General features: G+C 62.9%; 26 protein-coding genes, 1 tRNA gene and 1 pseudogene. 10 read left to right on the forward strand and 18 right to left on the reverse strand.

The genetic code is table 11. The features are described from left to right. Window positions 1-148: 148 nt before the first annotated feature. The gene (chpT, locus tag HB375_RS05920; RefSeq protein WP_167672053.1) at window positions 149-790 is read left to right on the forward strand and encodes a histidine phosphotransferase ChpT; all 642 of its coding nucleotides are present in this window, start codon (window positions 149-151) and stop codon (window positions 788-790) included. Here chpT and HB375_RS05925 read toward each other — a convergent pair. Then, the gene (locus HB375_RS05925; RefSeq protein WP_167672054.1) at window positions 765-1670 is read right to left on the reverse strand and encodes a LysR substrate-binding domain-containing protein; all 906 of its coding nucleotides are present in this window, start codon (window positions 1668-1670) and stop codon (window positions 765-767) included. The two genes, chpT and HB375_RS05925, sit on opposite strands and share 26 nt — an antisense overlap. 83 nt (window positions 1671-1753) lie before the next feature. Between HB375_RS05925 and HB375_RS05930 the strand changes: the two genes are divergently transcribed. Further along, window positions 1754-2641: an EamA family transporter gene (locus HB375_RS05930; protein ID WP_343232358.1), complete on the forward strand. Its 888-nt coding sequence runs from the start codon at window positions 1754-1756 to the stop codon at window positions 2639-2641. Here HB375_RS05930 and HB375_RS05935 read toward each other — a convergent pair. Together HB375_RS05935 and ctrA are read right to left on the reverse strand one after the other, a co-directional pair. Continuing rightward, window positions 2638-3072, reverse strand: a complete 435-nt coding sequence (locus HB375_RS05935) for an EamA family transporter (protein ID WP_167672055.1) — start codon at window positions 3070-3072, stop codon at window positions 2638-2640. The genes HB375_RS05930 and HB375_RS05935 overlap by 4 nt on opposite strands. 86 nt (window positions 3073-3158) lie before the next feature. Continuing rightward, entirely contained in the window at window positions 3159-3860 is a 702-nt protein-coding gene (ctrA, locus tag HB375_RS05940) for a response regulator transcription factor CtrA (protein WP_167672056.1), read from the reverse strand. 588 nt (window positions 3861-4448) lie between these two features. Between ctrA and HB375_RS05945 the strand changes: the two genes are divergently transcribed. Further along, window positions 4449-4853, forward strand: a complete 405-nt coding sequence (locus tag HB375_RS05945) for a flagellar export protein FliJ (protein ID WP_167672057.1) — start codon at window positions 4449-4451, stop codon at window positions 4851-4853. 57 nt (window positions 4854-4910) lie between these two features. On the opposite strand, the gene HB375_RS05950 is transcribed toward HB375_RS05945, so the two are convergent. Continuing rightward, window positions 4911-5507, reverse strand: coding sequence for a GNAT family N-acetyltransferase (locus HB375_RS05950; RefSeq protein ID WP_425515162.1), 597 nt, complete (start codon window positions 5505-5507; stop codon window positions 4911-4913). A gap of 207 nt (window positions 5508-5714) precedes the next feature. Here HB375_RS05950 and HB375_RS05955 point away from each other — a divergent pair, with 207 nt between their 5' ends. Together HB375_RS05955 and HB375_RS05960 are read left to right on the forward strand one after the other, a co-directional pair. Continuing rightward, a complete protein-coding gene (locus tag HB375_RS05955; RefSeq protein WP_167672058.1) occupies window positions 5715-6710 on the forward strand; it encodes a lysylphosphatidylglycerol synthase domain-containing protein in 996 nt (331 codons plus the stop codon). 8 nt (window positions 6711-6718) lie between these two features. Continuing rightward, window positions 6719-7546, forward strand: coding sequence for a class I SAM-dependent methyltransferase (locus HB375_RS05960; protein WP_167672059.1), 828 nt, complete (start codon window positions 6719-6721; stop codon window positions 7544-7546). 3 nt (window positions 7547-7549) lie between these two features. On the opposite strand, the pseudogene HB375_RS05965 reads toward HB375_RS05960, so the two are convergent. Both HB375_RS05965 and sciP read right to left on the reverse strand, forming a co-directional pair. Continuing rightward, window positions 7550-7786: pseudogene (locus tag HB375_RS05965) on the reverse strand (helix-turn-helix domain-containing protein); the annotation flags it as partial. Window positions 7787-7955: 169 nt separating this feature from the next. Further along, on the reverse strand, window positions 7956-8231 hold the full coding sequence (sciP, locus tag HB375_RS05970; protein ID WP_167672060.1) for a CtrA inhibitor SciP: 276 nt from the start codon (window positions 8229-8231) through the stop codon (window positions 7956-7958). Between the two features lie 233 nt (window positions 8232-8464). Here sciP and mnmA point away from each other — a divergent pair, with 233 nt between their 5' ends. The 4 genes from mnmA (at window position 8465) to HB375_RS05990 (ending at window position 10783) form a co-directional block, all read left to right on the forward strand. Then, a complete protein-coding gene (gene mnmA / locus HB375_RS05975; RefSeq protein WP_167672061.1) occupies window positions 8465-9616 on the forward strand; it encodes a tRNA 2-thiouridine(34) synthase MnmA in 1152 nt (383 codons plus the stop codon). 21 nt (window positions 9617-9637) lie between these two features. Continuing rightward, complete coding sequence (locus HB375_RS05980; RefSeq protein ID WP_167672062.1) at window positions 9638-10279, forward strand: class I SAM-dependent methyltransferase; 642 nt, start codon at window positions 9638-9640, stop codon at window positions 10277-10279. Between the two features lie 82 nt (window positions 10280-10361). After that, a complete protein-coding gene (locus HB375_RS05985) occupies window positions 10362-10580 on the forward strand; it encodes a hypothetical protein (protein WP_167672063.1) in 219 nt (72 codons plus the stop codon). Between the two features lie 126 nt (window positions 10581-10706). Further along, window positions 10707-10783: transfer RNA gene (locus HB375_RS05990), tRNA-Met, on the forward strand. A 107-nt stretch (window positions 10784-10890) separates the two neighbouring features. Here the strand turns inward: HB375_RS05990 and HB375_RS05995 are convergent. Then, window positions 10891-11268: an excalibur calcium-binding domain-containing protein gene (locus HB375_RS05995; protein ID WP_205800078.1), complete on the reverse strand. Its 378-nt coding sequence runs from the start codon at window positions 11266-11268 to the stop codon at window positions 10891-10893. 226 nt (window positions 11269-11494) lie between these two features. After that, window positions 11495-13165: a methyl-accepting chemotaxis protein gene (locus tag HB375_RS06000; RefSeq protein ID WP_167672065.1), complete on the reverse strand. Its 1671-nt coding sequence runs from the start codon at window positions 13163-13165 to the stop codon at window positions 11495-11497. Window positions 13166-13354: 189 nt separating this feature from the next. On the opposite strand from HB375_RS06000, the gene petA reads away from it, so the two are divergent. Beyond that, the gene (gene petA, locus HB375_RS06005) at window positions 13355-14005 is read left to right on the forward strand and encodes a ubiquinol-cytochrome c reductase iron-sulfur subunit (protein WP_167672066.1); all 651 of its coding nucleotides are present in this window, start codon (window positions 13355-13357) and stop codon (window positions 14003-14005) included. Here petA and HB375_RS06010 read toward each other — a convergent pair. The 10 genes from HB375_RS06010 to HB375_RS06055 form a co-directional block, all read right to left on the reverse strand. Beyond that, window positions 14002-14688 carry a phosphoribosyltransferase gene (locus HB375_RS06010; RefSeq protein WP_167672067.1) on the reverse strand — a complete coding sequence of 229 codons (687 nt, stop codon included), beginning with the start codon at window positions 14686-14688 and terminating at the stop codon, window positions 14002-14004. The genes petA and HB375_RS06010 overlap by 4 nt on opposite strands. Beyond that, window positions 14688-15851 carry a M20 aminoacylase family protein gene (locus HB375_RS06015; protein WP_167672068.1) on the reverse strand — a complete coding sequence of 388 codons (1164 nt, stop codon included), beginning with the start codon at window positions 15849-15851 and terminating at the stop codon, window positions 14688-14690. The genes HB375_RS06010 and HB375_RS06015 overlap by 1 nt, the downstream gene beginning before the upstream one ends. Further along, window positions 15848-17626 carry an adenine deaminase gene (locus HB375_RS06020; RefSeq protein WP_167672069.1) on the reverse strand — a complete coding sequence of 593 codons (1779 nt, stop codon included), beginning with the start codon at window positions 17624-17626 and terminating at the stop codon, window positions 15848-15850. Before HB375_RS06020 ends, HB375_RS06015 begins: the two co-directional genes overlap by 4 nt. After that, a complete protein-coding gene (locus HB375_RS06025) occupies window positions 17623-18549 on the reverse strand; it encodes a nucleoside hydrolase (RefSeq protein ID WP_167672070.1) in 927 nt (308 codons plus the stop codon). The genes HB375_RS06020 and HB375_RS06025 overlap by 4 nt, the downstream gene beginning before the upstream one ends. A gap of 11 nt (window positions 18550-18560) precedes the next feature. Further along, a complete protein-coding gene (locus HB375_RS06030; RefSeq protein ID WP_167672071.1) occupies window positions 18561-19589 on the reverse strand; it encodes an ABC transporter ATP-binding protein in 1029 nt (342 codons plus the stop codon). Beyond that, the gene (locus HB375_RS06035) at window positions 19582-20361 is read right to left on the reverse strand and encodes an ABC transporter permease (RefSeq protein WP_167672072.1); all 780 of its coding nucleotides are present in this window, start codon (window positions 20359-20361) and stop codon (window positions 19582-19584) included. The genes HB375_RS06030 and HB375_RS06035 overlap by 8 nt, the downstream gene beginning before the upstream one ends. Further along, window positions 20358-21185 (reverse strand): ABC transporter permease, encoded by an 828-nt coding sequence (locus tag HB375_RS06040; RefSeq protein ID WP_167672073.1) that lies wholly within the window; start codon window positions 21183-21185, stop codon window positions 20358-20360. Before HB375_RS06040 ends, HB375_RS06035 begins: the two co-directional genes overlap by 4 nt. A 68-nt stretch (window positions 21186-21253) precedes the next feature. Then, window positions 21254-22276 (reverse strand): ABC transporter substrate-binding protein, encoded by a 1023-nt coding sequence (locus tag HB375_RS06045; RefSeq protein WP_167672074.1) that lies wholly within the window; start codon window positions 22274-22276, stop codon window positions 21254-21256. Beyond that, entirely contained in the window at window positions 22273-23328 is a 1056-nt protein-coding gene (locus HB375_RS06050) for a LacI family DNA-binding transcriptional regulator (protein ID WP_167672075.1), read from the reverse strand. The genes HB375_RS06045 and HB375_RS06050 overlap by 4 nt, the downstream gene beginning before the upstream one ends. Before the next feature lie 72 nt (window positions 23329-23400). Further along, window positions 23401-24360 carry a ribokinase gene (locus HB375_RS06055; RefSeq protein ID WP_167672076.1) on the reverse strand — a complete coding sequence of 320 codons (960 nt, stop codon included), beginning with the start codon at window positions 24358-24360 and terminating at the stop codon, window positions 23401-23403. Window positions 24361-24402: the final 42 nt, after the last annotated feature.

Below are 24402 nucleotides of genomic sequence, written 5' to 3' on the forward strand. Positions count from 1 at the left end.
CTGTCGATCCCTCTGACCCGCTTTTCAAAGAACTCATTGCCGGGTATCCGGGTTCACCTTCTCTTTCCAGTTCCGATGTACTGATGCGGTCGGAAGCCCAGCTTCCACGAAAAGACATCGCTGAACCTGCCGCCATTCCGGAGCCCTTATGGCCACGATTTCCCTGGACTCGCTCGACCTCGCCGCTCTTCTTTGCTCCCGCGTCTGCCATGACGTGATTTCGCCGGTCGGCGCGATCGTGAACGGCCTCGAGGTGCTCGAGGATGACAACGACGCCTCCATGCGGGATTTCGCCCTGGACCTGATCGGCAAGAGCGCCCGGCAGGCCTCGGCCCGGCTGCAATTCGCTCGTCTAGCCTTCGGCGCGGCGGGTTCCGCCGGCGCCTCCATCGATCTGGGCGACGCTGAGCAAGTAGCGCGGGGCCTGTTTCAGGACGACAAGATCTCGTTTGCGTGGAGCGGGCCGCGCCTGCTTGTCCCGAAGAACCGCGTGAAGCTGCTGCTCAACCTCATCATGATCGCGATAACGGCGATCCCGCGTGGCGGCCAGATTTCTGTAACCGTTTCGGGCGATGCCGAGGCTTGCGAGTTCGCCATCATCTCGAAGGGCCTCAACGCCCGCATTCCGGCGCATTCGGAGGCGCTGCTTGCCGGCGATTCCGAATCCGGCACGGTCGATGCCCACGGCATCCAGATCTACTACGCCGGCATGGTGGCTCGGGCTGCGGGTATGACGGTCGCCTTCAGCATCGAGGGTGACGAGGTCACAATCCGCGCGACGGCGGCGTAGGCGTCCTCTCGGCTTCTTGCGCCAGCCACGCGCAGAAAACCTCGGCCTTGCGGTTACGGCGCGGGCGGCGGGCGGCGATGTAGTCCATGCCGCTCGGCACGAAGCCGAACGGCGCGACAAGCCGACCTGCGCGGATGTCATCGATCACGAGCTGCCAGGGCGCGATGCAGATTCCGAGCCCGCCGGTCGCTGCTTCGAGCATGTAGTAAAAATGCTCGTATTCGGTGCCCGGAAGGTGCGCCCCCTGCCAGTCGGCGGCGCGAGCCGCCCAATCCTCCCAGGCATATCGGCGCGTGATGGTGTGCAGAAGCGGCGCGCGTGCCAAGTCCTTTGGCCGCTTGAGCGACAAGCGCGCCGCGAGCGCCGGGGAGAGAACCGGGCCGACGGACTCCGCAAACAGAACCGTGACCGGAGCGTTCGGCTGCGATGCGTGATCGAGCGAGCGGATGGCGACCTCGTAGCGCTCGCGCGCAAAATCCACGGGTGCGTAGGACGCGGACAGCCTGACCTCGATGCCGGGATGAAGCTCCTGAAATCGGTAGAGACGAGGGATCAGCCAGCGCATACTGAAGGTGCCGTTGCACGAGACATCGAGCGCGCCTTCCTCCTCATCCGCAACGGCGCGGACTCCGGCCTCGATGCGGTCGAGTCCGGTGGTCAGATGCGAGAGAAGCGTCTGCCCCGCTTCCGTCAGCCGCAGCGCGTTCTTCGGCCCCTCGAACAGGCGGATCCCTAAAACCTCCTCAAGATGGCGGACATGCCGGCTGACGGCCCCATGAGTGACCGCCAGTTCGTCCGCCGCGAGCGTCATGCGGCCCAGGCGAGCCGATGCCTCGAAGGCGACAAGGGCGTTGAGCGAAGGAAGGCGGCGTCTGGCCATGTGAGGAAAGTGCACATTCTCTGTCAGATGATCTCGATTATCAGCCGGCTCAATGAGTGACACAAGAGCACATAGAAAGGCGGGTGGACGGGTCTGTCGCGTACCACATCGCTGCCGGATTGGGGGACGTCTTGGAGCCGTTCGTTTTTGTCGCCGTTCTCGCGGCGGCGTCGCTGCATGCGAGCTGGAATGCGATGGTGAAGGTCGGGCTCGACCGGTTTTCATCCATTGTTCTGCTGGCGCTGTCGGGACTGGGCATCAGCCTCGTGCTGCTCCCTTTCTTTCCGCTTCCCGCGCCAGCGGCGTGGCCGTTCGTTATCGCCTCGGCCCTCATCCACGTCTGCTACAAGCTCTCGCTCGTCAAAGCCTACGAGCATGGGGACCTCTCGCAGGTCTATCCGTTGGCGCGCGGCGCGGCTCCGCTGGTCGTTGCGATTGTCAGCGCGGTTTTCCTCGGTGAGGTGACGACGCTGACAAAGGTTTTGGCGATCCTCTCCATCGGGCTTGGCGTCTGCCTCATGTCGGTGAAGGGCGGGGCGATGGGGCGGATGCCGCCGAAGGCGCTGGGTTTCGCGCTCATCACGGCGGCCTGCACCGCGTCCTACACGCTGGTCGATGGCATGGGCGCGCGGCTCTCCGAATCCGCATCCGGCTTCATCATCATGCTCACCATTGTCGATGGGCTCTTTACGACCACCTATGCCTTCGCCACGCGCGGCAAGACGGTTTTCGCACGCCTTGCTCCCGCATGGCGCAGTGGCGTGGCGGCGGGGGCAATGTCGCTCGCGTCGTATTGGATCGCGGTGTGGGCCTTCACACAGGCGCCTATCGCGCTCGTCGCGGCCTTGCGCGAAACGAGCGTTCTGTTCGCCATGCTGATTGCGGTGCTGTTCCTGAAAGAAAGGGCAGGGGTGGCGCGCATCGCCGCCGCATCGCTGATCGCCGGCGGCGTCGTGTTGATGCGGATCTAGCGAAAGGCCACCAGCACTGCGCCTGCCGCGATGAGGGCGATGCCGACCCAGTTCATGCCCGACAGGCGCTCGCCCAGGAAGATGCCGCCGAATATGGCGACGAGCACGACGCTGAGCTTGTCGATGGGAGCAACGCGGGCCGCATCGCCGAGTTTCAAGGCGCGGAAATAGCACAGCCACGACGCGCCGGTGGCAAGGCCAGACAGCAGCAGGAAGAGGTAAGTCCGGCCCGGAATCGTGTCGAGCGGTTGCCATTGCCGCGTGCCGACGAGGAGCGCGCCGAGCACCAGCACAATGACGATGGTGCGGATGAAGGTGGCGAAATCGGAATTCACCTGCTCGACGCCGACCTTGGCGAAGATGGCGGTGAGCGCCGCAAACGAGGCCGAGGAGAGGGCCCAGAACTGCCACGACAGCAAGACGGATTTCATGGGCGGCTCCCTTCGGTTGGCGCGGGGGAGGATAACAAAAAAGCCCGGTTCTCACCGGGCTTTTTCTTGAACTGTCGGCGATGCGATCAGACCGCGATGCGCTCGTCCGCCTCGCTCGGCTCGCGCAGCACGTAGCCGCGGCCCCAAACGGTTTCAATGTAATTTTTGCCCTGCGAGGCGTTGGCGAGCTTCTTGCGGAGCTTGCAGATGAAGACGTCGATGATCTTCAATTCCGGCTCGTCCATGCCGCCATAGAGATGATTGAGGAACATCTCCTTGGTCAGCGTCGTGCCCTTGCGGAGCGAAAGCAGCTCCAGCATCTGGTATTCCTTGCCCGTCAGGTGGACGCGGGCGGTGCTGACTTCGACGGTCTTGGTGTCGAGGTTGACGATGAGATCGCCGGTCGTGATGACCGATTGCGCATGGCCCTTCGAGCGACGCACGATGGCGTGGATGCGCGCCACCAGCTCGTCCTTGTGGAACGGCTTCGTCAGGTAGTCGTCGGCTCCGAAGCCCAGACCCTTCACCTTGTCCTCGGTGCCGGCCATGCCGGAGAGGATCAGGATCGGCGTCTTGACCTTCGCGACGCGCAAGGTGCGCAGAACCTCGTAACCCGACATGTCGGGCAGGTTCAGGTCGAGAAGGATGATGTCGTAATCGTACAGTTTGCCGAGGTCGACGCCTTCTTCCCCGAGATCCGTCGCATAGACGTTGAAATTCTCGGATTTGAGCATCAGCTCGATGCTTTGCGCAGTGGCGCCGTCATCTTCGATCAGAAGTACGCGCATAGTTTATTCCCCAGCCTTTGCCCTTGAGCCACCGAGTAGCGGAGAGCTACCCACTCGCCACAGGGCTTGTGGCGGATGCCCTTTTGAACTGATTCGCAACGCTAATACGGAATGGTTAACAAACCCTGATTCGCAGATGCAAGCGATTAACGACATGTCGTCAACAAGATGTCGTTCAAGGCCGCCGTCATGGTGATTCAGGTCTGTCATTCCGAACCGCGCTGCATTCCCTGAAAAGCTTTGTTTGCAAGGTCTTTTGCCTGCAACGGGCTTCCACCCATAAGGCCGGAAGCTGTCGCGAGGCCAGTGTTAACGAAACCGGTAAATGAAAGGTTGACGGGGCTCGACCGGCCCTCCGGCCATGCGGGCTCGCCGCCGACCCGCCCGCATTTTTCGGTGTCGGCGGTAAGGAAGAGTCAACTTCCATGGACGATGGTGGCGAGTGTCAGGCGGGTAACTGAGCGATCCGCGGGGCGCATTTCGAGCAGGGTCCGGCAAGCCCCCATTGGCGGGCCGTGCTCAAGCAATGGTATGGGGCAAGGCGCGCATGCGCTCGGCTCCAGCAGCGACGTGTGGAGTTCAATCAAGATGAAGTCGCGGGACACGCTCATCCGCCTCAAGCGCTTTCAGGTCGACGACAAGCGTCGGCGCGTGGCGCAGATCGAGATGATGATCGCCGAGTTCGACCGCATGGCGGCCGACCTTAATCGGGAGATCGCAGCGGAAGAGCATAAGGCCGGTATCTCCGATCCGAACCATTTCGCCTATCCGACCTATGCGCGCGCCGCCGCGGCGCGGCGCGACAACCTTCTTCAGTCGATCGGGAATCTTCATACCCAGCTCGACGATGCGAAGGCCGAACTGGGCGAGGCGTTCGAGGACTTGAAGCGGGCCGAGAGCCTGGAAGATCGCGAGCGGTCCGTCGAGCGGACGCTGGAGCAAGCCGCCATCGGACAGATGGGACACAGCCGCGCGCTGCGTGCCACGGCGTAAGACAAGCAGCTTTTGAGTTTCGAGAACGCGCCGGTTTCCGGCGCGTTTTTTGTTGGCTTAGTCGAAAAGCGGAATCTGCGGCGCGGCCTCGCGCGGCAGCGCGCCCGTCACGCGCGGATCGTCATCCACCTCGATGGCGAACTTGTAAGGAACGAAGCCCGAGCGGCGGTAGAAGTCGAGCGCTGAGGGGTGATCGTAGTTGCAGGTGTGAACGAAAAAACGGCCGATGGGCCGGGCGAAGGCGCGGGTGATGGCCTCGTTCATCAGGAAGCGGCCCGCCCCCTTGCCGATGGTTCCGGGCACAAGGCCGAGAAAGCCCAATTCGGCTTCGCCCGCGACGCGGAAATCGAGTTCGAGCAGCCCGACATCGGCGGTACCGTCGTGTAATGCATAGGCCTCGACCTTCGGATCGTCGAGGATCGCCGCCAGTTCCTCATCCGAAATCGTGATCCGGCTGAACCACAGCCATGGCTCGCCCACACGCCGGAACAGGGCGCGATAGCGGTCACGGTCGCCTGTCAGCCGTTGAAGCGACCACCCGTCGGGCAAGGTCGCCGGCGACAGGGCGGGCGCCTCGCGCATCTCCAGATAGGTGACGATCGACGCGATCTTGCCGGGTGGCAGATCGGTATAGCCGGAGAGGTTCAGTTCCACGGGGAGGCCTCGTCGGGTGGGAAGATCAGCCGATGTCTCATGGGGCGGTGACGAGCGCAAGCATGGTGGAGCGGGGCCCCCTCCTGCTCTTCCGAATGACCTCTGTCGAGCCGACCGGGTGGCCGCTCGTCGCGGGACGCAATCCCCCCCTTGCGGAATATAGGGGGGTGGGGCACAGAGAAGGGAACCAGGAGCCGGGCCGCCTCAATGAAGAATGTGCGTGAGTTCATTTGGCCTGTGATCGGGCTTGTGGCGGTTGTCGTCTCCGGTTGGCTTCTCTATCGCGAGCTTCGTGGCCTCTCCCTGGAGGCCGTGTGGGACAGTCTGAAGGCGGTTCCGACACACCGTTACGCCTTGGCCGGACTCTCCACGCTCGTCGCCTATGCCGCGCTCGCCTGGTACGACCGCATCGCGCTTCTGCATCTGGGCGTGCGGCACATCTCCTGGTTCTTCGTCTCGATGACATCGTTCACCACCTACGCGCTGTCACACAATATTGGCGCGTCGGTGTTTTCCGGCGCGCTCGTGCGCTACCGGGCCTATACGTCCAAGGGCTTGAACGCGGCGCAGATCGCCGTCCTCGTGGCGCTGTGTTCCTTCACCTTCGGTCTCGGCACCATTCTTCTTGGCGGTATCGTCCTGACGGTGGACCCGACGCTGCTGCACCGCCTCGAAGAACTGTTGCCCTCGGCCCTGACGAACCCGGCGACCGCGCGCATCGTCGGCGTCCTGCTGCTCGGCTTCGTCCTGCTCTACGCGGCGGGTTCCATCCTGCGTCTGCCGCCTCTCGCCATCCGCAAGGCGAGGCTCGAATATCCGCGCCCGTCGATCATGTGGCGGCAGTTGGTCGCCGCGCCGCTCGAATTGCTCGGGGCCGCGGGCATCATCTATTTCGTCCTTCCCGCCCATCTCGAACCCAGCTTCCTGGTGGTGCTCGCGGTGTTCCTGGCCTCATTCTCAGCGGCCCTCGTCAGCCACGCGCCGGGCGGGCTCGGCGTTTTTGAAATCGTGTTCTTGACCGCGATGCCTGACATTCCGAAGGCGGATGTGCTGGCGGCGCTCATCGTGTTCCGCCTGTTCTACCTGCTCATCCCGTTTGCGCTGTCGATCGTCGTCGTGCTGCTCTTCGAGCGCGCGCGGCTGGCCCAGGCCCTGCGTCGCCGGATGGGGGGAGAAGTCGACCCGCCCCCGCCGGCGGCCTGAGAGGCGTCATGACGGTCTTCTTTCGAAGGCTGCGCTTCGGTCTCTCGACGCTTTTCGGAATCAAGCCCCTCGGCTTTTTCATTCCTTACCGCTATGCCGCCGGCGTCGAGGCCAGCGACTATCCCGCGTTGCGTCCGCTCTTCGAGGCGTCGCTGGCGAGTTTCCAAAGCGTGCTCGATGCCATCGAAAGCCATGCCGAGGAGCTTCGCCGGATCAGGGACGGCGAAGGGCCGGCGCGTTTCGATCAGGATTGGTTTCCCCGTCTCGATGCAGCAGCGGCCTATGCCAGCGTCCGGCGGGAAAAGCCCGCGCGCATCGTGGAGATCGGCTCCGGGCATTCCACGCGCTTCATGGCCCAGGCGGTCAAGGATGGAGGGCTTGCAACCCGCATCACCTGCATCGACCCGGCCCCGCGCGCCGCGTTGACGCGGTTAGGGGTGGAGCATCAGCCGGTTTTGCTGAAGGACGCCGACCCGGCCGTGTTCGAAGGCCTGAGGGCGGGGGACATTCTCTTCATCGATTCCAGCCACATCGCCATGCCGGGCACGGATGTGGACCGGCTGTTTCTGGACGTCCTGCCGCGCCTTGCTTCCGGCGCGCTCGTCCACATCCACGACATCACGCTGCCCGAGGCCTATCCGGAGGCCTGGAGCTGGCGGTCCTACAACGAGCAGATCCCGGTCGGAACGCTGCTGCAAGGCGGCGGCTATGAGATCGATTTTGCCAGCCATTTCGTCGCGCGGCACATCCTGCCGGGCCGGGAGGGTGGCATTCTTGCAGAGTTGCCGCTGCCGGTCGGTGCGTTCGAGACGAGTCTCTGGCTCAGAAAACGGTGAGGGTTAGGCGGCCTGGCGCCGCTGCCCCGGCTCCGGCACCAGGATGCCCGCTTCCATATATTCGTTCAGCTTGTTGCGCAGGGTCCGGATCGAGATTCCGAGGATCTTGGCCGCATGGGTGCGGTTGCCCACACAATAGTCCAAGGTATCGAGAATGAGATGCCGCTCCACATCGGCCACGGTCCGGCCGATCATGACCCAGCGGGCCGTTTCCGGGCCCGGAGCGGGGGAGGGGGACGCTGAAAGGGGCTGTTCCGACAAATCGCGATCTCTTGCAAGCTTTTGGCAAGAGCGATTCATGCCCGAAACATGGTTAGTGAACCCTTAATGGGCGGGCAAAAGTCCACCAAAGGAAAAGGCGCCGCCTGGAAGGCAGCGCCTCGTCCCTTGGAGGTCAGGGGGAAAGGTTTTACTGGCGGTATTGCTGGATGCGCGTGGTGCGCAGGCCGGCCAGGCCATGCTGATCGATGGAAAGCTGCCAGCTCAGGAATTCTTCCGTGGTCAGCGTGTAACGCTGGCAGGCTTCCTCAAGGCTCAAGAGGCCCCCGCGGACGGCGGCAACGACCTCAGCCTTGCGGCGGATGACCCATCGACGCGTGGAAGATGGGGGAAGATCGGCAATCGTCAGGGGACTGCCGTCAGGCCCAATGACATACTTGGCCCTTGGGCGGTGGGGTTCGGTCATGATACGCTCACACAAAAATTCAACGACCTCGTTGAGCCTGAAACTACGCGACGGGGTTTAATGTTTTCCTAAGCGCGCAAAAGACGTTGCGGGGCGTGCCTCGATTTGGCCCTAATGGTTAAAGCGCCCTTATTTCGGTGCTCCGTCACTGGAACATTGGAACCGCAATCGCTATAGAAGGCCTTTGGCCCCCCTCCCGTGCGCCGCCTTGAACGGCGCCTCTGGACGGAACGATGCTCAACTCACTCGATCTTCCCAAGGACCCGTCAAAGACCCGCGTCGTCGTCGCGATGTCGGGCGGCGTGGATTCCTCCGTCGTCGCAGCCCTTCTCAAGCGGGAAGGCTATGACGTGCTCGGCATTACGCTTCAGCTTTACGATCACGGCGAGGCCGCGCATCGCAAAGGCGCCTGCTGCGCGGGACAGGACATCTATGATGCCCGCCGCGTCGCCGAAGCCATCGGCATTCCCCATTACGTGCTCGATTACGAAGCCCGCTTCCGCGAGGCGGTGATCGACCGCTTCACCCAGAGCTATCTCGCCGGCGAAACGCCTATTCCGTGCGTGGAATGTAACCGCTCCATCAAGTTCCGCGACCTGTTGGAGACGGCGAAGGAGCTGGGCGCGGATATTCTGGCGACCGGGCATTATGTGGCCAGCCGGGCCCTGCCCGATGGCCGCCGCGCGCTGCACCGCGCCGCCGATCCGGACCGGGACCAGAGCTATTTCCTTTATGCCACGACGCCCGAGCAGCTGAGCCTGCTGCGCTTCCCCTTGGGCGAATTGCCGAAGGACGAAACCCGGGCACTCGCCCGTGAGTTCGGCCTGACGGTCGCCGAGAAGGCCGACAGCCAGGATATCTGCTTCGTCACCCAGGGGCGCTACAGCGACGTCATCGAGCGCCTGAAGCCGGGAGCCGTCCAGGGCGGCGAGATCGTCCATGTGGACGGCCGGGTGCTGGGACGTCACGAAGGCATCATCCATTATACGGTCGGGCAGAGGAGGGGGCTTGGCCTCTCCACGGGCGAGCCGCTTTATGTGGTTCGTCTCGACGCCAAGGAGGCGCGCGTCATCGTCGGCCCCCGCGAGGCGCTGGCGACCCGGCTCATCCGCATCGACGAGGTGAACTGGCTCGGCGACCAGCCGCTCGAGAGCCTGGGCGAGGAGGGGCTGGAGGTGGCCGTGCGCGTCCGCTCCACCCGCGAGCCGCGCCCGGCGATCCTGCGCTATGGCGTGGATGGCGCGACGGTGGAGCTTTTGGCAGCGGAAGATGGGGTGTCTCCCGGTCAAGCTTGTGTCATCTATGAGAGCGATACTCCCCGGGCCCGCGTGCTCGGCGGGGGCACCATCGTTCGCACCGTTGCCGAAGCCGCCGCCGCGGCCTGAGGCCTCATTTAAGGGACCCGCATGACGGAAGGACCGACCACGGCCCTGATGCGCAAGGCTTATGCGCGCTGGGCGCCGATCTATGACCTTATCTATGACAAGCTGACCGAGCCGGCGGCTCGGGCCGCCGTCAACGCGACCGTTGCCTGCGGTCCGCGGGTTCTGGAAGCGGGCGTCGGCACCGGCCTGTCGCTTGGTTACTATCCAAAGACCGCCGAGGTTTATGGGGTCGATCTGTCCGAGGACATGCTCAAGCGGGCGCAGGAGAAGGTCGAGAAACGCGGCCTGACCCATGTCAAAAGCCTGCAGGTCATGGACGTGACCCATCTCGCTTTCGCCGACGAGATGTTCGATGCGGTCACCGCGCAGTTCATCATCACCCTCGTGCCCGACCCGGAAAAGGCGCTCTCGGAATTCGCCCGCGTGCTGAAACCCGGCGGTGAGATCGTGCTCGCCAACCATTTCGGCCAGCCCTCCGGCCCCATTGCGACGCTTGAGGAAATCGCCGCGCCGCTTGCCAAGGCCATCGGCTGGAGCTCGTCCTTCAAGGCTACGCGGGTCGAGGAATGGGCGCGCAGCACCGGCTGCATGGAGGTCGTGGAGCTGCGCTCGCTCTTCCCAGCGGGCTTCTTCAAGCTCATGCGGATTAGGAAACGCGCTTAAAGCCCCTCTCGACTGACTTTCGGCGGCCAAGCCCTATCTATTTGAAGAGCGACGCGGGTTCCTCAGGACGGAGGATGCTCCCATGCGTATTTTCATGTTCTCCTCGCAGAGCAGGGACGATCTTCATGCTTTCGCGGGCGACGAGGCAGGCAGCAAGCTGCCGACCAAATACGGCCCCTGGGGCCTGACCGGCACCCTCCATTCCCGCGAAGCCCCGCCCCACAACTTCGCCCGCCGCGCCATCGAAAAATCGATTGCAGCCGAGGGGTTCCAGCTTTGGCGCACGAAGCCGAAGGGGTGAGGTTGAAAAGGTGTGGCACCTAATTCGCGACAAATCCGCAGCGTAGCCGCGGGTCTTCCTTGACACCGGGCCAGAACCTTTTCTATATCGCCCTCACTTGACCTCGGGGCCTGCCCCGGTGCCTGTGGCGGAGTAGCTCAGTTGGTCAGAGCAGAGGAATCATAATCCTTGTGTCGGGAGTTCAAATCTCTCCTCCGCTACCACTCTCTAAAGACCTGCATTTCTCAGTAAAATACTGAAAGGTCTCACGAAATTGCGGCTCTCGTTTCGGCGGCCTGTTGCGCCGCATGTTTGCGTGCGAAGTGATTGCCTAGAACGGATACGGTTCACACGCGATTCCGTCACGGTCTCGGTCAAGGCTTTCTCTGTATCCCGCGAAGCCCTTGTACAGGGGCGTGACACCGATCAGCCGAGCAGATGCGCAATCGGGAATGTAGCGGGCCTGAAGCAGCGCTTGGTTCGACGGCCAGAGGTTGGAATTCCAAACCCAAGCGTAGAGAAGATAGGCCGCGATAGCGAACAGCGCGGCGAGAATCATGGCGCTGTTCGAGGACCAGCGCTTCTTGCGAAAATTCCGTTTCTTGAAACTCGCCTCCGAAACAGCCTGAAACCGGCGCTTGAGCTTCTGCGCTTCTTGCCCGGGGTCACGGCCCGTGTGAACGGACCAACCTTTTGCTTTGCCCTTCATCTTTCCCCCAGTAATGCGCAATGAGACCGTTCTGGCCAGCATTCAGTTGTCGAGGGGTTCTGCACTCGAAGGTTAGCTTATTGGCCTCGTTGGCACAGCCGACGGTCGTTCAGTCTTTCGGAGTAGAGAAGGCTTCAGCTCGATCTGACGGAAGTGCGAGAGGGCGCTGTCGCGCCCTCTCTTGAAATGAGTTCGAAGCGCGGCTCATCGTGGAACCGCCCTCGCTCTACGCCACCCGGACGCCTTGGAGGAAGTTTTCGACCTCGTCGCTGAGCGTTGATGAGTTGTGCGCAAGTTCTCCGGCCGCTGACAGCACTTGCGAGGCGGCTGAACCCGAGTGGGTTGCCGCCCCCTGAACCTGGACGATGTTTTCTGTCACCTCCTGCGTGCCGCGCGCCGCCTCGCTGACATTGCGGGCGATTTCCTGTGTGGCCGCTTGCTGTTCTTCGACAGCGGCGGCAACGCTCAGCGCAACTTGGTGCACCTCCTCGATCGCGAGGCTGATCTCCTGAATCGCCTCGACCATGTCTTTGGTCTCGTCCTGAATCCGGGTGATTTGAGTTGTGATTTCCTCAGTGGCCTTTGAGGTTTGGTTCGCGAGTTCCTTGACTTCGGAAGCAACGACGGCAAACCCCTTGCCGGCCTCGCCAGCACGCGCCGCCTCAATGGTTGCGTTCAACGCCAGAAGGTTCGTCTGACTTGCAATGGTGTTGATGAGCGCAACAACATCGCCTATCTTCTGCGCCCCGTCCGCCAGAACCGCGACGCGGCTGTTCGTTTTACGCGAGCTCTCAACGGCTTTCGCCGCGGCCTTCGACGTTTGAGTCACCTGAGAACCGATCTCGTTCGACGACGCAGCCAATTCCTCCGTAGCCGAGGCGACGGCCTGGACGTTTGTTGAGGTTTGCTCCGCAGCCGCTGCAACCGAGTTGGCCTGCTGATGGGTTTGCTCCGCAGTGGATGACATCGTGCGCGCCGTTGCCTCCATCTGCTGGGCAGCGACCGACAGATGCTGAGCCAAAGCGCCAACACTCCCCTCGAATTTCCGCGCGAGGGTCATCATGTCCGCCTTGCGCTGCTCAGCCATCTGCATTTCCGTATTGGCCTGTGCGTGACGAAGCCGGTCTGCATCCCGCATCGCATTGGCGAAAACCTGAGTTGCTTTCCAGATGTCGCCGATCTCGTCCCTGCTGTGCCTGATTTGCGGCAGGTTGTAGTCGCCCGAAGCAAGTCTCTGGATTGCTTGCGTGACGCCTTGAAGCGGTCGAGCGATTTGCCGGTGGCCGACGAGCCACCCGATCAGGAGTGCGACAACAGTGCCGCCGAGCGCAATCGACACGAGCTGTTTCAGGCGCTGGCCATAAAGCGCCTGCGCTCCCGCCTCGACGGTCGTAACCTGCTCGCTGCCGCGTTTGGTCAGAGTATCGATGCTAGTCTGGAATGCCTTCCGGTTTGCACGGTTGGCATCGTTGTTACCTTGTGCATTGGCGGCCTCCGGTGAAACCTCAGCCCCGAGGCGAACCGTCTCGCTCCTGAACACTTTGAATTCCGCCGCATCGCGGACCACCGCATCGAACAATGCGCGGTCATCGCTCGGAACCAGAGGTTCCCATTCCTTCAGGAGGGCGTCGATATCCTTGAGGGCAGACACGAGACCGTCGCCGAACTTCCGAGCCTCCTTTGTGTCCTTGGAGGCATATATGCCGCGTGCTTCCATGACGACATGCGTCACTAGTCTGTTGAGGCGCTCGCCATAAAGCGCGCGGGTCGCCGCAACCTTCACGTCCTCAACAGCTTGGTTATAGGCGCGTAAGGTGCTGACGCCGACGCCGGCGATGAGAATGGCGACCAAGCTGAGTGCTGCTACAAGCGCAATGATCTTTGTTCGTATCTTCATTACATTTCCCCCCAAGGCCCGAGACGCGACGGGCCAGATGCTAACAAAGAGGCATGTCATTACTGCGTGGTTAAGGGGACGAGCGTTTTCATCGGAACCGTCATATGGCGACGGCGTTTCGCCCGATGAGCGAATATACTTACGCTTTCACCGCGTCGTGTTTTCGCCATGTCGGAAGGGAGACGCGCCATGTCCGAAGCGTCTGACGTCGGAGAGGCGACGGAGAGCTCCGCCACGCGGCGCGATGTCCTGTTCATCGCCACCGGTGCTTTTGTCACGATTGGCACTGGGGCATTCATCTGGCCGTTTGTTTCCTCGATGCTGCCATCTGCCGACGTGCTCGCTGCCGGCGAGCCGGTGACGATTGATGTCTCGCAGCTTCAACCGGGGCAGCAGATCTCGGTGACGTGGCAGGGAAAGCCGATTTTCATTCTGCATCGGACCGAACAGGCGCTGACCGAGCTGAAGAACAAGGATCTTTTGGCAAGGCTTAGCGATCCGGATTCGCAGGTGCTTCAGCAGCCGGGCTATGCGAGGAACTGGTCCCGCTCAAGCCGGCCCGAGTTTCTGGTCATCGTCGCGATCTGCACGCATCTCGGCTGCATTCCCTATGTCAAGGAACAACCGGGAGACACCACCATCGACGCGTCGTGGCCGGGCGGATACTTTTGTCCGTGCCACGGATCGAAATATGACCTCGCTGGGCGCGTGTTCAGGGGTGTGCCGGCGCCTTACAATCTGCCAGTGCCGCCTTACCGCTTTGTCGACGACAAGACGCTTGTGGTTGGCGAGAACCCGCCCGGCGAGAACTTCTCGCTGTCGTCGGTCGTACAGCTCTAAGTGTCCGTCCAGCCACCTTGGTCGGTGCGCCGCAGCAGCGGCGTGCGCAACACACCGATAACATGCTCATCCCATCTCGCGTTGATGGCGGCGAGGCGGCTGCGCCATCTGTCGGTCTGAAGCATGGCCGTGCCGATGGCGATGGGGGTGATGTCGCAGAGCGTCAGGAGTTCGAGTGCGGCGACGATGGAGGTCCCGCTGCTGATCACGTCATCGACCAGGAGCACGCGCCTGTTCTCAAGCAGAGCCAGCATGCGCGGGTCGACATAAAGCCGCTTCGCGTGACCGGGGCTTGTGATCGACGTCAGTGGGACGGAAAGCTCCTCACGATACCAGAACTTGCGCGATGTGCCGAGCGGAACATAGCGGGCGTGGCCGAGCGCCGCCGCGGTGCCGCGTGCAAGTGTGAGGCCGAGCGTCGGCAGGCCGACCACGACATCCGGTTCATAGGTGCGAACTTTCTCCGCAAGATCAGCGCAGAGCGCAGCTTCCACCGCGAAGCTTGCCTGGTTGATGATGAGCGAGGCAAGGGCATGTTCGCCGTCCGACAATTCGCGGATGGGCAGGCGCAACTGCCGCCCGTCGTCGAAGTTGGCTGGGAAGAAGGTGCGATGCCCCTCCGCCGGATGACGCGCGAAAGTCGCGGGCGGGTGGATCCCCTGCCAAAAGTCATGTGGCTGCATCAGGCTAGTTCCTGCTCGACGAGCGTCGCCCAAAAAGCAACGCCAGTCGGAATGGCATCGTCGTTGAAGTCATACGCCGTATTGTGGTGCAACGCGCCGTCAACGGCGGGGCCGTTGCCGAGCCACACATAGGCGCCCGGCGTGGCCTCACCGAAAAAGGCGAAGTCGTCGCCCGCGGTCGAGGGCGGGAAGTCGGTGACGACGTTTTCGCCGCACACGGCGCGCGCTGCGTTCAGCGCTCGCGCGGTTGCATCGGGATCGTTCACGACCGGCGGAATGCGGCGGATGAAATCGTAAGTGACGTCGATGCCGAACATCGCGGCCACACCGCGCGCCAGACGCCCGATCTCAGTTTCCAGCTGATCCCTGACATGGCTCGAATAAGCACGCGCGGTGCCGCCGATCTCAACAATGTCGGGAATGACGTTGAGCGCCTTTAGGTCGCCTGCATGGACGGAGCACGCGCTCACGACCGCCGGCTGAAGTGGGTCGACGACACGACCAACGATGGTCTGGAGCGAGGACAGGAAATGCGCGCTTGCCGTGATCGGATCCTTGCCAAGATGCGGCTTCGCGCCATGGGTACCGACACCTTTGAAGGTCACGAGCCAGCTGTCGGAGGAGGCAAGTTGCGGTCCGGCGACGACAGCCATCTGGTTGGTGGCGAGACCCGGCATGTTGTGAAGGCCATAGACGGCATCGCATGGAAAGAGGCTGAAGAGCCCATCTTCGACCATCTTCTTTGCGCCGCCGCGCCCTTCCTCCGCCGGCTGGAAAATGAAGTGCACCTTGCCGGAAAAGTTACGCGTGCGCGCGAGATAGCGCGCCGCGCCAAGCAGCAGCGTTGTGTGCCCGTCATGACCACAAGCGTGCATCTTGCCCGGAACGGTGGACTTGTAGAGGCGATCCGCCATCTCAGGCATGGCGAGCGCATCCATGTCCGCACGCAGGCCGACGCTGCGCGTTCCGTCGCCGATCTGCAGCGTGCCGACGACGCCCGTCTTGCCGAGGCCGCGATGCACTTGAAGTCCTGCTTCCGTCAGCAGAGACGCCACGATGTCGCTTGTGCGCTCCTCCTCGAAGCCGAGCTCAGGATGCGCGTGCAGGTCCCGGCGCAGATCGCGCAGAAATGTCAGGTCGTCGAGGATCTGGCGCGGAATCAATCCAAAATCTCCAGAACAGGGCTTTCGAGAACCGCATTCGTCGCCACATCGGCAATGCCGCGATCCGTCTGGTGCGGACCGGCGTTGCAGGCGAGCGTTGCGCCGAAGCAGGCCTTGAACACGAGATAGGGCGGCTGCCAGGGTGCGATGCGGTCGACCGCCGTGCGAATGGCGCGGAAACCTTCGGCGACATCGCGCATGGAGGCTTCGGAGACGAGGCCGCCGACGGGCAATTCCAGAAGCGCATCGAGCTTGCCGTTGGACGCCACCGCCATGCCGCCGCCCGCCGCGATCACCGCGTTTGCCGCAATCATCATGTCACGCGGATTGCCGCCGAAGACCGTGAGGTTGTGGCTGTCGTGCGAGACGCTGGTGCAGAACGCGCCGGTCCATTGACCCCACGACGTCAGAAGGCCGACGCGTGGGCGGCTATCCACTTTGCCATGACGATGAACGACGGCGATTAACGCTGCATCGTCCGGCGGTACGATGAAGCCGTCGCGGATCTCTGCAGTTCGCTCGCCCCATTGCGTGAAGCGAGGCCTGTCGATGGTGGCAACGCGCGCTTTCCTGCCGCGCGCGGGAATCATAAAATCCGCCTCGCTCAACGACTCGAGCTTCATCGTGTCGCGAAGCGATGCGGGCGGGAGCGGCGCCGTCACTCGCCCATTGACTGCAATGCGCTCCCCATTGGCGAGGACGTGGCGCGCTTTGAAATCGGTCAGATCTTCGAAGATGACGATATCGGCCCGACGTCCGGTGGCGATGAGGCCGAGATCGGCACGGCCCAGGCGGGTCGCGGCGTTCAGGGTTGCCGCGCGCAAAGCCCATTCGGGGCGTAGGCCATAGCGAACGAGGCGGCGCACCACATCGTCAAGGCCGCCGCCTTCATCGAGATCGTCCGGGAAGACATCGTCAGTACATAAAGTCACTGTCTGCGGCAAATGGCCAAGCGCATTCAGCGCTGCGACGAACTCGGGCAATAGGTGATCGTGCGAGCCGCGCAGTTCGATGGTGAGACCTGCCCGCAACTTCGCCATCAGATCGGCGGCGGAAATCAATTCATGGTCGGAACTCACGCCCGCTGCCATGAAGGCATTCAGGTCGCATCCATGCAACCCGCGGGCATGACCGCAGACGAGCTTGCCGGAGGCAAGCCCCGCCTGCACGATGCCGGTCATGCGTGGATCGCGGTCGATCACGCCGCGCATATTCATGACTTCGGCGAGCCCGCCGATCTCCGGCCATGAGAGAAGCTCTTCCAACTCTGCCGGGCCGAAATCCGCGCCCGCCATTTCAAGACCTGGCTCGGAGGGAACGCAGGAGGGCGCGAGCGTGATGACGCGCAGCGGCAGATCGCGGGACGCGTCAATCGCCCACCGCACACCAGCAAGGCCGCTGACATTGCCGAATTCATGCGGGTCCCACACGATGGTGGTGACGCCGCGCGGCAGTACGGCTTCGGCATAGGTCGCGGGCGTGACCATCGAGCTCTCGATATGCATATGCGTATCGATCAGCCCCGGCGCGATGAAGGCGCCGGCGGCGTCGACAGTTTCGCTTGCCCTGTTCAACGTGCCCGGCTCATGCACGCTTGCGATCAACGGGCCGACGAGGCCGACATCGGCAAGGCGCAACTCTCCGGTCACCATATCGACCACGGTGCCGCCGGTAATCAGCACATCGAAGGGCGCATCGCCACGCGCCGCCATAACAGCCCGGTTGCGCAGATCGCGCTGGTTCAAATCCGTAGGCTCTTCCATGCGGGCGCTCATCGTGCGGCCTCCCGGCGCAGTGCTTCCAGCGTCATCGTGCGGGCACGCTCCACGCCAATGGTGTTCGCAACTTCAGCGTTGAAGGCGGCGCTCGGGCGGCTGTCGACAACGGTGCGTCCGCGCGTCAGAAGACCGCCAAGTTCCACCTCGATCTGCGCGGGACGGAAGCGCACCACGTCGGGTGTCGTGAAGGCGATGGCCGCGATGGGATCGTAAATCGCCATCGCCGGCCGGTTGCGCTTGATGGCGATGTCGACGAAACCTGCGAGCATGTCGGCCAGCGCTGCGGCGTGCCGGCCCTTCTCTGCACGGATGGGAAGAGCGGCGGATGGTTCGACCAGAACCTTTCGGCAAATGTCGAGATCGACCATGCGAAGCGGGATGCCGCTTGCGAGCACGATGGCGAGCGCTTCCGGATCCGCATAGGCGTTGAACTCGGCGGACGGCGTGTGGTTGCCGCTGGTGACGCCGCCGCCCATCCAGGTGAGGTCGCTGATCCTCCGCGCGAGGTCGGGCCGTGCGAGAGCGAGGGCGGCGATGTTGGTGAGGGGGCCGAGGGCGAGAATGCGTCGCGTTTCACCCTCCGGCGTCTCCTCCAGCCAACGGCTCAGCGCCGTGAAGGCATCGCTGTGCGGCAGCGGCTTTGCCTCTGGCAGGGTGCCCCCTGTGGTCGGGATGCCGTTCTCGCCCAAAATGCGCTGCGCGGTCTCGATCTTGCCGAGGGTCGAGCGTGCGCGGCCTGCGTGAACCGGAAAGGACCAGCCGAAGGCCGCGACCGCGCGGGCGGCGTTGTCTTTCACGAATTCGAGTGGCGCGTTGCCGAAAACAAGCGAGACGCCGTCGATGACGAGATCCGACTGACTGACGATGGCGACCGCCAGCATGTCGTCGAACCCCATATCGGTGTCGATCCAGACTCCCATTTTTTCCGACCTCACGCAAACCGCGCGAGTGGCGCGGCGTCCTGAACGGGCAGGTCGAAGGAGAGCGTGGTGCCGGGCGCGTGGCCGGGAACGCTCGCATCGATTTCCGCCTTGATGGGACCGAGCGGCGTATCGAGAAGATATTCGCGCGTGCGTCCGGCGAAGGACGTGCCGAGCACCGTGCCCGAATAGGGGCCTTGGTCGAGCTTTACGGTGTTGGGGCGCCAGGCGAGGCCGGCCACGGCTGCTGGCGCGGGGCTCGAAAGAGAAATTGGGCCGCGCGGCGTCTTGAGCTGTCCGTCTTCCAGCGCAAACACGTTCTCGAAGCCGACGAAATCGGCGACGAAGGATGAGGTGGGGCGGTTGTAGATGTCTTCCGGTGTGCCGATCTGCTCGATCAACCCGTCGCGCATGACGACGATGCGGTCGGCAAGCGCGAGCGCCTCGACCTGATCGTGCGTCACGAAGATCATCGTGATGCCGCTTTCCTTCTGCACGCGCTGCAATTCCGTGCGCATCTCCAGCCGCAAGCGGGCATCGAGGTTGGAGAGCGGCTCGTCGAGCAGCAGCACCTTCGGCTCCATGACCATGGAACGCGCCAGCGCGACACGCTGCTGCTGGCCGCCGGAGAGTTCGGCGGGCTTGCGCGCCGCGAACTTGCTCAGACCCACCGACTTCAGGCCGCTTTCGACGCGGCTCTCAAGTTCATGCTTCGGTACCTTCTTGAGACGCAGGCCAAAGGCCACGTTCTCGAACACCGAGAGATGAGGGAAGAGCGCGTAGGACTGGAACACCAAGCCGACCGCGCGCTTGTTGGCGGGAACGCGGGTGATATCGGCGCCGTCGAGACGGATCGCGCCCGATTTCGGCTGCAGAAGCCCGGCGATGGAGCGCATGGTCGTGGTCTTGCCGCAGCCGGAAGGACCGAGCAGGGCGACCAATTCGCCGCGCTTGATGCCAAGGTCGAGATCCTTGACCGCGATGGTGTCGCCATAGGCGAGGGTCAGCCGCTCGAGGGACAGAAAGGAAGCATCAGACATAACGAGAGAATCCCAAAAAGCGTTCGGCGAGAAACACGATGCCGATGGACATGAATGCGAGAAGCGCCGACAGCGCCGCGACGGACGGATCGTAGGTGGTTTCGAGATAGGCAAGCATGTCGATAGGCAGAGTTCGCACGCCGGGGCCGGAGAGGAACAGTGAGACGGGGACCTGATTGAAGCTCGTCACGAAGCCGAGGATGAAGGCCGCGAGAATGCCGCCGCGAATGCTGGGCATGACGACACGGGAAAAGGCCCCGAGGCGCGAGCAGCCGAGAAGCACGGCTGCCTCCTCGATGTCGCCGCGCAGGTTCACCATGCTGGCCGAGACCACGCGCACCGCGTAAGGCAGCACCAGCGCCGTGTGCGCCATGAACAGCGCGAACGAGATGTTGAAGCCGAGTGGAATGACGAGGTAACGCAGGAGCGCCAGGCCGACGATGATGCCCGGGACAATGATCGGCGCGGATACGATGGTCCGCACAGTTTCTCCGAACGGCATCTTGTAGCGCGCGAGCGCATATGACACCGGAATGCCGATGGCGAGCGCTGCGAGCGTCCCGAGGATCGCGAGCATCATCGACATGGCGAAGCTCGCCCTGAAGCTTTCGATCTCGAAAACTTTCAGCACCCATTTGAAGGAGAGCCCTTGCGGCGGAAAGGCGAGGTTGTCGCCTGCCGACAGAGATGCCGCGACGATGATCAGAAACGGTCCGATCAGGAAGAGCATGACGATCGAGAGAACGAACGCCGACAGAAAGCGGGATGTCATCGCTTGGTCCTCGCGGTTGCGAGCCGCTTCAGCAAAAGGTTCGCCGCGAAGCTCATGACGATGAGGATCATCGCGATCACGCTCGCGGAGGCGAAATCATTGGCGACGGTCACGCGCTGGTAGAGCAGCGTTTCCAGCATGAGAACCTTCGATCCGCCCAGGATGGCGGGGGTGATATAGGCCGTGAGCGACCCGGTGAAGACGAGCGTTCCACCGATGACGAGCCCTTCCTTGGTGAGGGGAAGAATGACCTTCCAGAACACCTGGAGCCAGTTCGCGCCCAGCACCCGTGCGGCGGGAATGGCATCGCGCGGCATGTTCTCGAGCGCGCTGATGAGCGCGATGATCATGAGAGGAAGAAAGAGCTGCAGCAGGCCGATGAAGACGGCGGTTTCGGAAAACAGAATGCGGATCGGGCCATCGGTCAGGCCAAGCGCGGTCAGCGCCTGGTTGACGAAGCCGGTGCGGCCCAGAATGACGATCCACGCATAGGTGCGCGCCACGGGGGAAATCATGAGCGGCAGAACCACCAACCCCACCATGCGCCCGCGACCCTTCGGCGGCAGGTTCACGATGCACAAAGCTGTCGCATAACCGATGATGGCGGCGGCCACCGTCACCATTGCGCCGAGCTTGAGGGTGCGGATGAAGACCGTGAGATTGAGCGGCGTCGTGAAGAAAGTGATGTAGGACGCTAGCGACCAGCCTTCGGAATTGCGCAAGCCTTCCGAGAGAAGGATGACGACAGGCGCAATGAAGACCAGCGCCGCGAACAACGCGGCGGGAAGCGCAAGAGCCAGGGATTCGGCTCGGTTCTGGAACATGAGGGATCAGCCCGATGTGATTGGGGCGCGACGGCTCTCGTGGAAGCGAAAGTCGTCGCGGCTTGTTGTTATTGGCCGACCTTGGCGTTCCACTGGGCGAGCCAGTTGTCGCGATTGTCGAGGATCGATTCAGCCGATTGCAGATCGAGCGCCTTCACGAGGTCTTCGCCGTAGGTCAGGTTGTCGGCAATCGCCGGGGGAAGCTTCACTTCCTTGTTCGCCGGGCTGTCGATGAGGCGCTCGGCGAGTTTGGTCTGGATTTCGGTGGAGAGCCAGTAATCCATGAATTGCAGCGCCAGATCCTTGTTCTTTGCACCCTTGACCAGCACCATCACGTTCATGCCGCCGGTCTGACCTTCCTTGGGCGAGGCCCACTTGATGGGGAAGTTCATCTTGGCGAAGCCTTCCCAGGCGAAGCGGCCGATGGGCGCCGCCCAGATTTCTTCCTGCTGCATCAGTTGCACGAGCTGCGAGGAGCGGACATAGAAGGTGGTGAAGTCATCCTTGTGCTCCGCAACCTTGGCGATGGACGCCTTCAGGTCAGGCGTGTTCTGACCCATGGCCTTGCCGATCATGTAGAGCGTTGGCGGGCCCTGGTTGGTGGTGACATTCGGGAACGCGACGCGACCAGCCAGCTCCTTCGAGAACAGGTCGTTCCACGAATTGATGGTGACCTTGTCGGCGCGGTAGACGATGGACGTGGCATAGAAGGTGTAACCGACGCTGAGATTGCCGCCGATTGGGTCCTTCGCGATGTCGTAGAGCTTGTCGTAATTCGAGAGCTTCGACGTATCGATGCGCTCGATCAGGCCCGCGCGGGAAGCGGCGAGAGCGTCCGGCGTAGAGACGACGGCCATGTCGATGACCGGGTTGTTCTTGTTGGCTTCGAGCTTCGCGAGGCGCTCGACGCTGTTGCCGGATTCAACCACGACCTTGCAGCCGCATTTCGCCTCGAAGGGATCGTAGAGGATGGTCTTGAAGGCGTCCTGCGCGAAGCCATAAACGGAAATGACGAGCTTGCGCTCTTGGGCCTGAGCCGCATGTGTCAAGAGCATCAAGGCTGCGCCAGATGCCAGAAGTGCCTTTTTCATAGGACCGCTACTCCTCCAGAGGTTGAAAGTCGGCGAACGGGTGCCGGGCCGCTCGATTGACGGATCACGAGCTGCATGGGGACGCTTGAAATGTGTGGCTCCGGCTTCTCACTCGGAGACTTTGCACCACCTTCGGCCTCAATGGCCTCAAGCAGGCGCGCGACGGCGATGTCGGCGATGGTCGCCATGTCCATGCGCATGGTGGTGAGAGACGGTGTGACGACTGGCGACCAGATGAGATCGTCGAAGCCGGTGACACTCGCGGCCTTCGGCACGTCGATGCCGCCGCGTTGCAGTTCCATCAGCGCGCGCAAGGCGTGAAGATCGGACACCGCGCAGAAGACCGTCGCGCCCTCGCGGGCCTTCGCGACGAGGCCAAGATCGCAGCCCTTGCCGTTCTTGCTCTCAATATCCTCGATCCAGATCACTTCACTCGTCGCATCCGCAGGCAGCGACGAGCGGATGCCGCCGACGCGGTCGTTCTGCACGTTCGAGGTGGCGCTTCCACCAATGATGACGAAATGGCGATGGCCTTGAGAGAGAAGGTACTGCCCAATCTGCTGCCCGCCATTCCAGTGATCGGCCGCAACAGTGTTTCTGGGAGTCGAAGGGCTGTCGATCACCACTACGGGTCGGCCGATATCGCCGACGCGTGTGCCCCTGCGCGGCACAACGACGAGACCGTCCGCTCCGCGCTCCAGAAGCCGGTTGATCGCTCCCGTCTGCGTTGCGATGTCACCGCGCGAGTCGGCGATGAGAACGCCGTATCCGCAATTCGCGGCAGCGAATTCGACGGCTTGCGCAATCTGCGGGAAGAGGGGATGGGCGATATCGGCCAGCACAAGGCCGAGCACGCCGCTTCGCCCCGTGCGCAGGGCCTTGGCCGGCAGCGAGGGGATATAGCCGGATTCAGCCGCCGTTTTCCGGATTTTCTCGATCAGTTCGGGCGAGACGCGTCCCTTGCCCGACAGGGCGTTGGAGACAGTCGCCGCAGACACACCGAGCGCCGCGGCGAGGTCGCTCAAATTGGGGCGCGGGCGCGGATTGGACATGAATCGAGGAGGGTTTGATTAAGCGTTTAATCACCTTACTTTACTTGGCAGAAATGTCGAATCCTAATTTGGCTACGGGACGCGCTTCGCCGCGGGAGCGACCTTTTGGGCCAGAGCGCGCTCGATCTCGTCCCGCCCCGGCATGCCGGCCTGGGCTCCCAGTTTCAGGCAGGAGAGGGAAGCGGCAGCGCAGGCTCGCTCCATCGCCGGTGCGAGGTCGAGCCCTTCACCGAGGGCGGCGGCCATGACGCCGACAAAAGTGTCTCCCGCGCCGGTCGTGTCTGCTGCTGTGACCGGAAGAGCGGCCGCGTGAAGCCGAGTGCCGTCGGGCAGTACCGCCTGAGCGCCGCGCGATCCACGTGTGACGACGCAAGTGAGGCCGAAGGACTTCGCGAGGTAAGAGGCCGCTTGCTGTTCGTCTCCACTCTTCGCCGCGCCCAAAAGAGCTGCGGTGGCGATGGCCTCATGCTCGTTCACGACGAGGATATCGGTGACAGCGAGCAGGTCGGGAATAAGATGCTGGTGTTCCTCGCCGGGTGTAGGCGCGAAATTCCAGATGACTTTGCAACCGTGTTCACGCGCACGCCGCGCGGCCGCGAGGCTTTCCTCGACTGGCACTTCCATTTGCAGAACGAGCACGGATGTTTTGGCGAGAAGAGCATCATCGAGGAACGCGGCGCGGACGGCCAGATTGGCGCCACTGGCCACGGTGATGGCGTTTTCGCCGCTTTCATCGACGGTGATGAAGGCGCAGCCGGTGGGCTCGGCAACGGCCTTGAGGCCTACGGCATCGACGCCGTTATCTCGCAGGTTCATGAGGCACGCCTGACCAAACGGGTCGTCGCCGACCGCGCCCACCATCGCGACATCGAGAGCGCCGCGCGCGGCGCGCGCTGCGGCGACTGCCTGGTTCGCGCCCTTGCCGCCGAAGAAGCTGTCGGCACGGCGCGAGAGAACCGTCTCGCCCGGTCGCGCGATGGCGCTCACGCGTGCAACAAGATCCATGTTGATCGAGCCGAATATCGAGATCATGCCGTGCCCCATCCGATTGCGGCTGTCGACCTGCCGCTAAGG

It is taken from the genome of Microvirga terricola (assembly GCF_011777495.1).
Lineage (GTDB): Bacteria > Pseudomonadota > Alphaproteobacteria > Rhizobiales > Beijerinckiaceae > Microvirga > Microvirga terricola.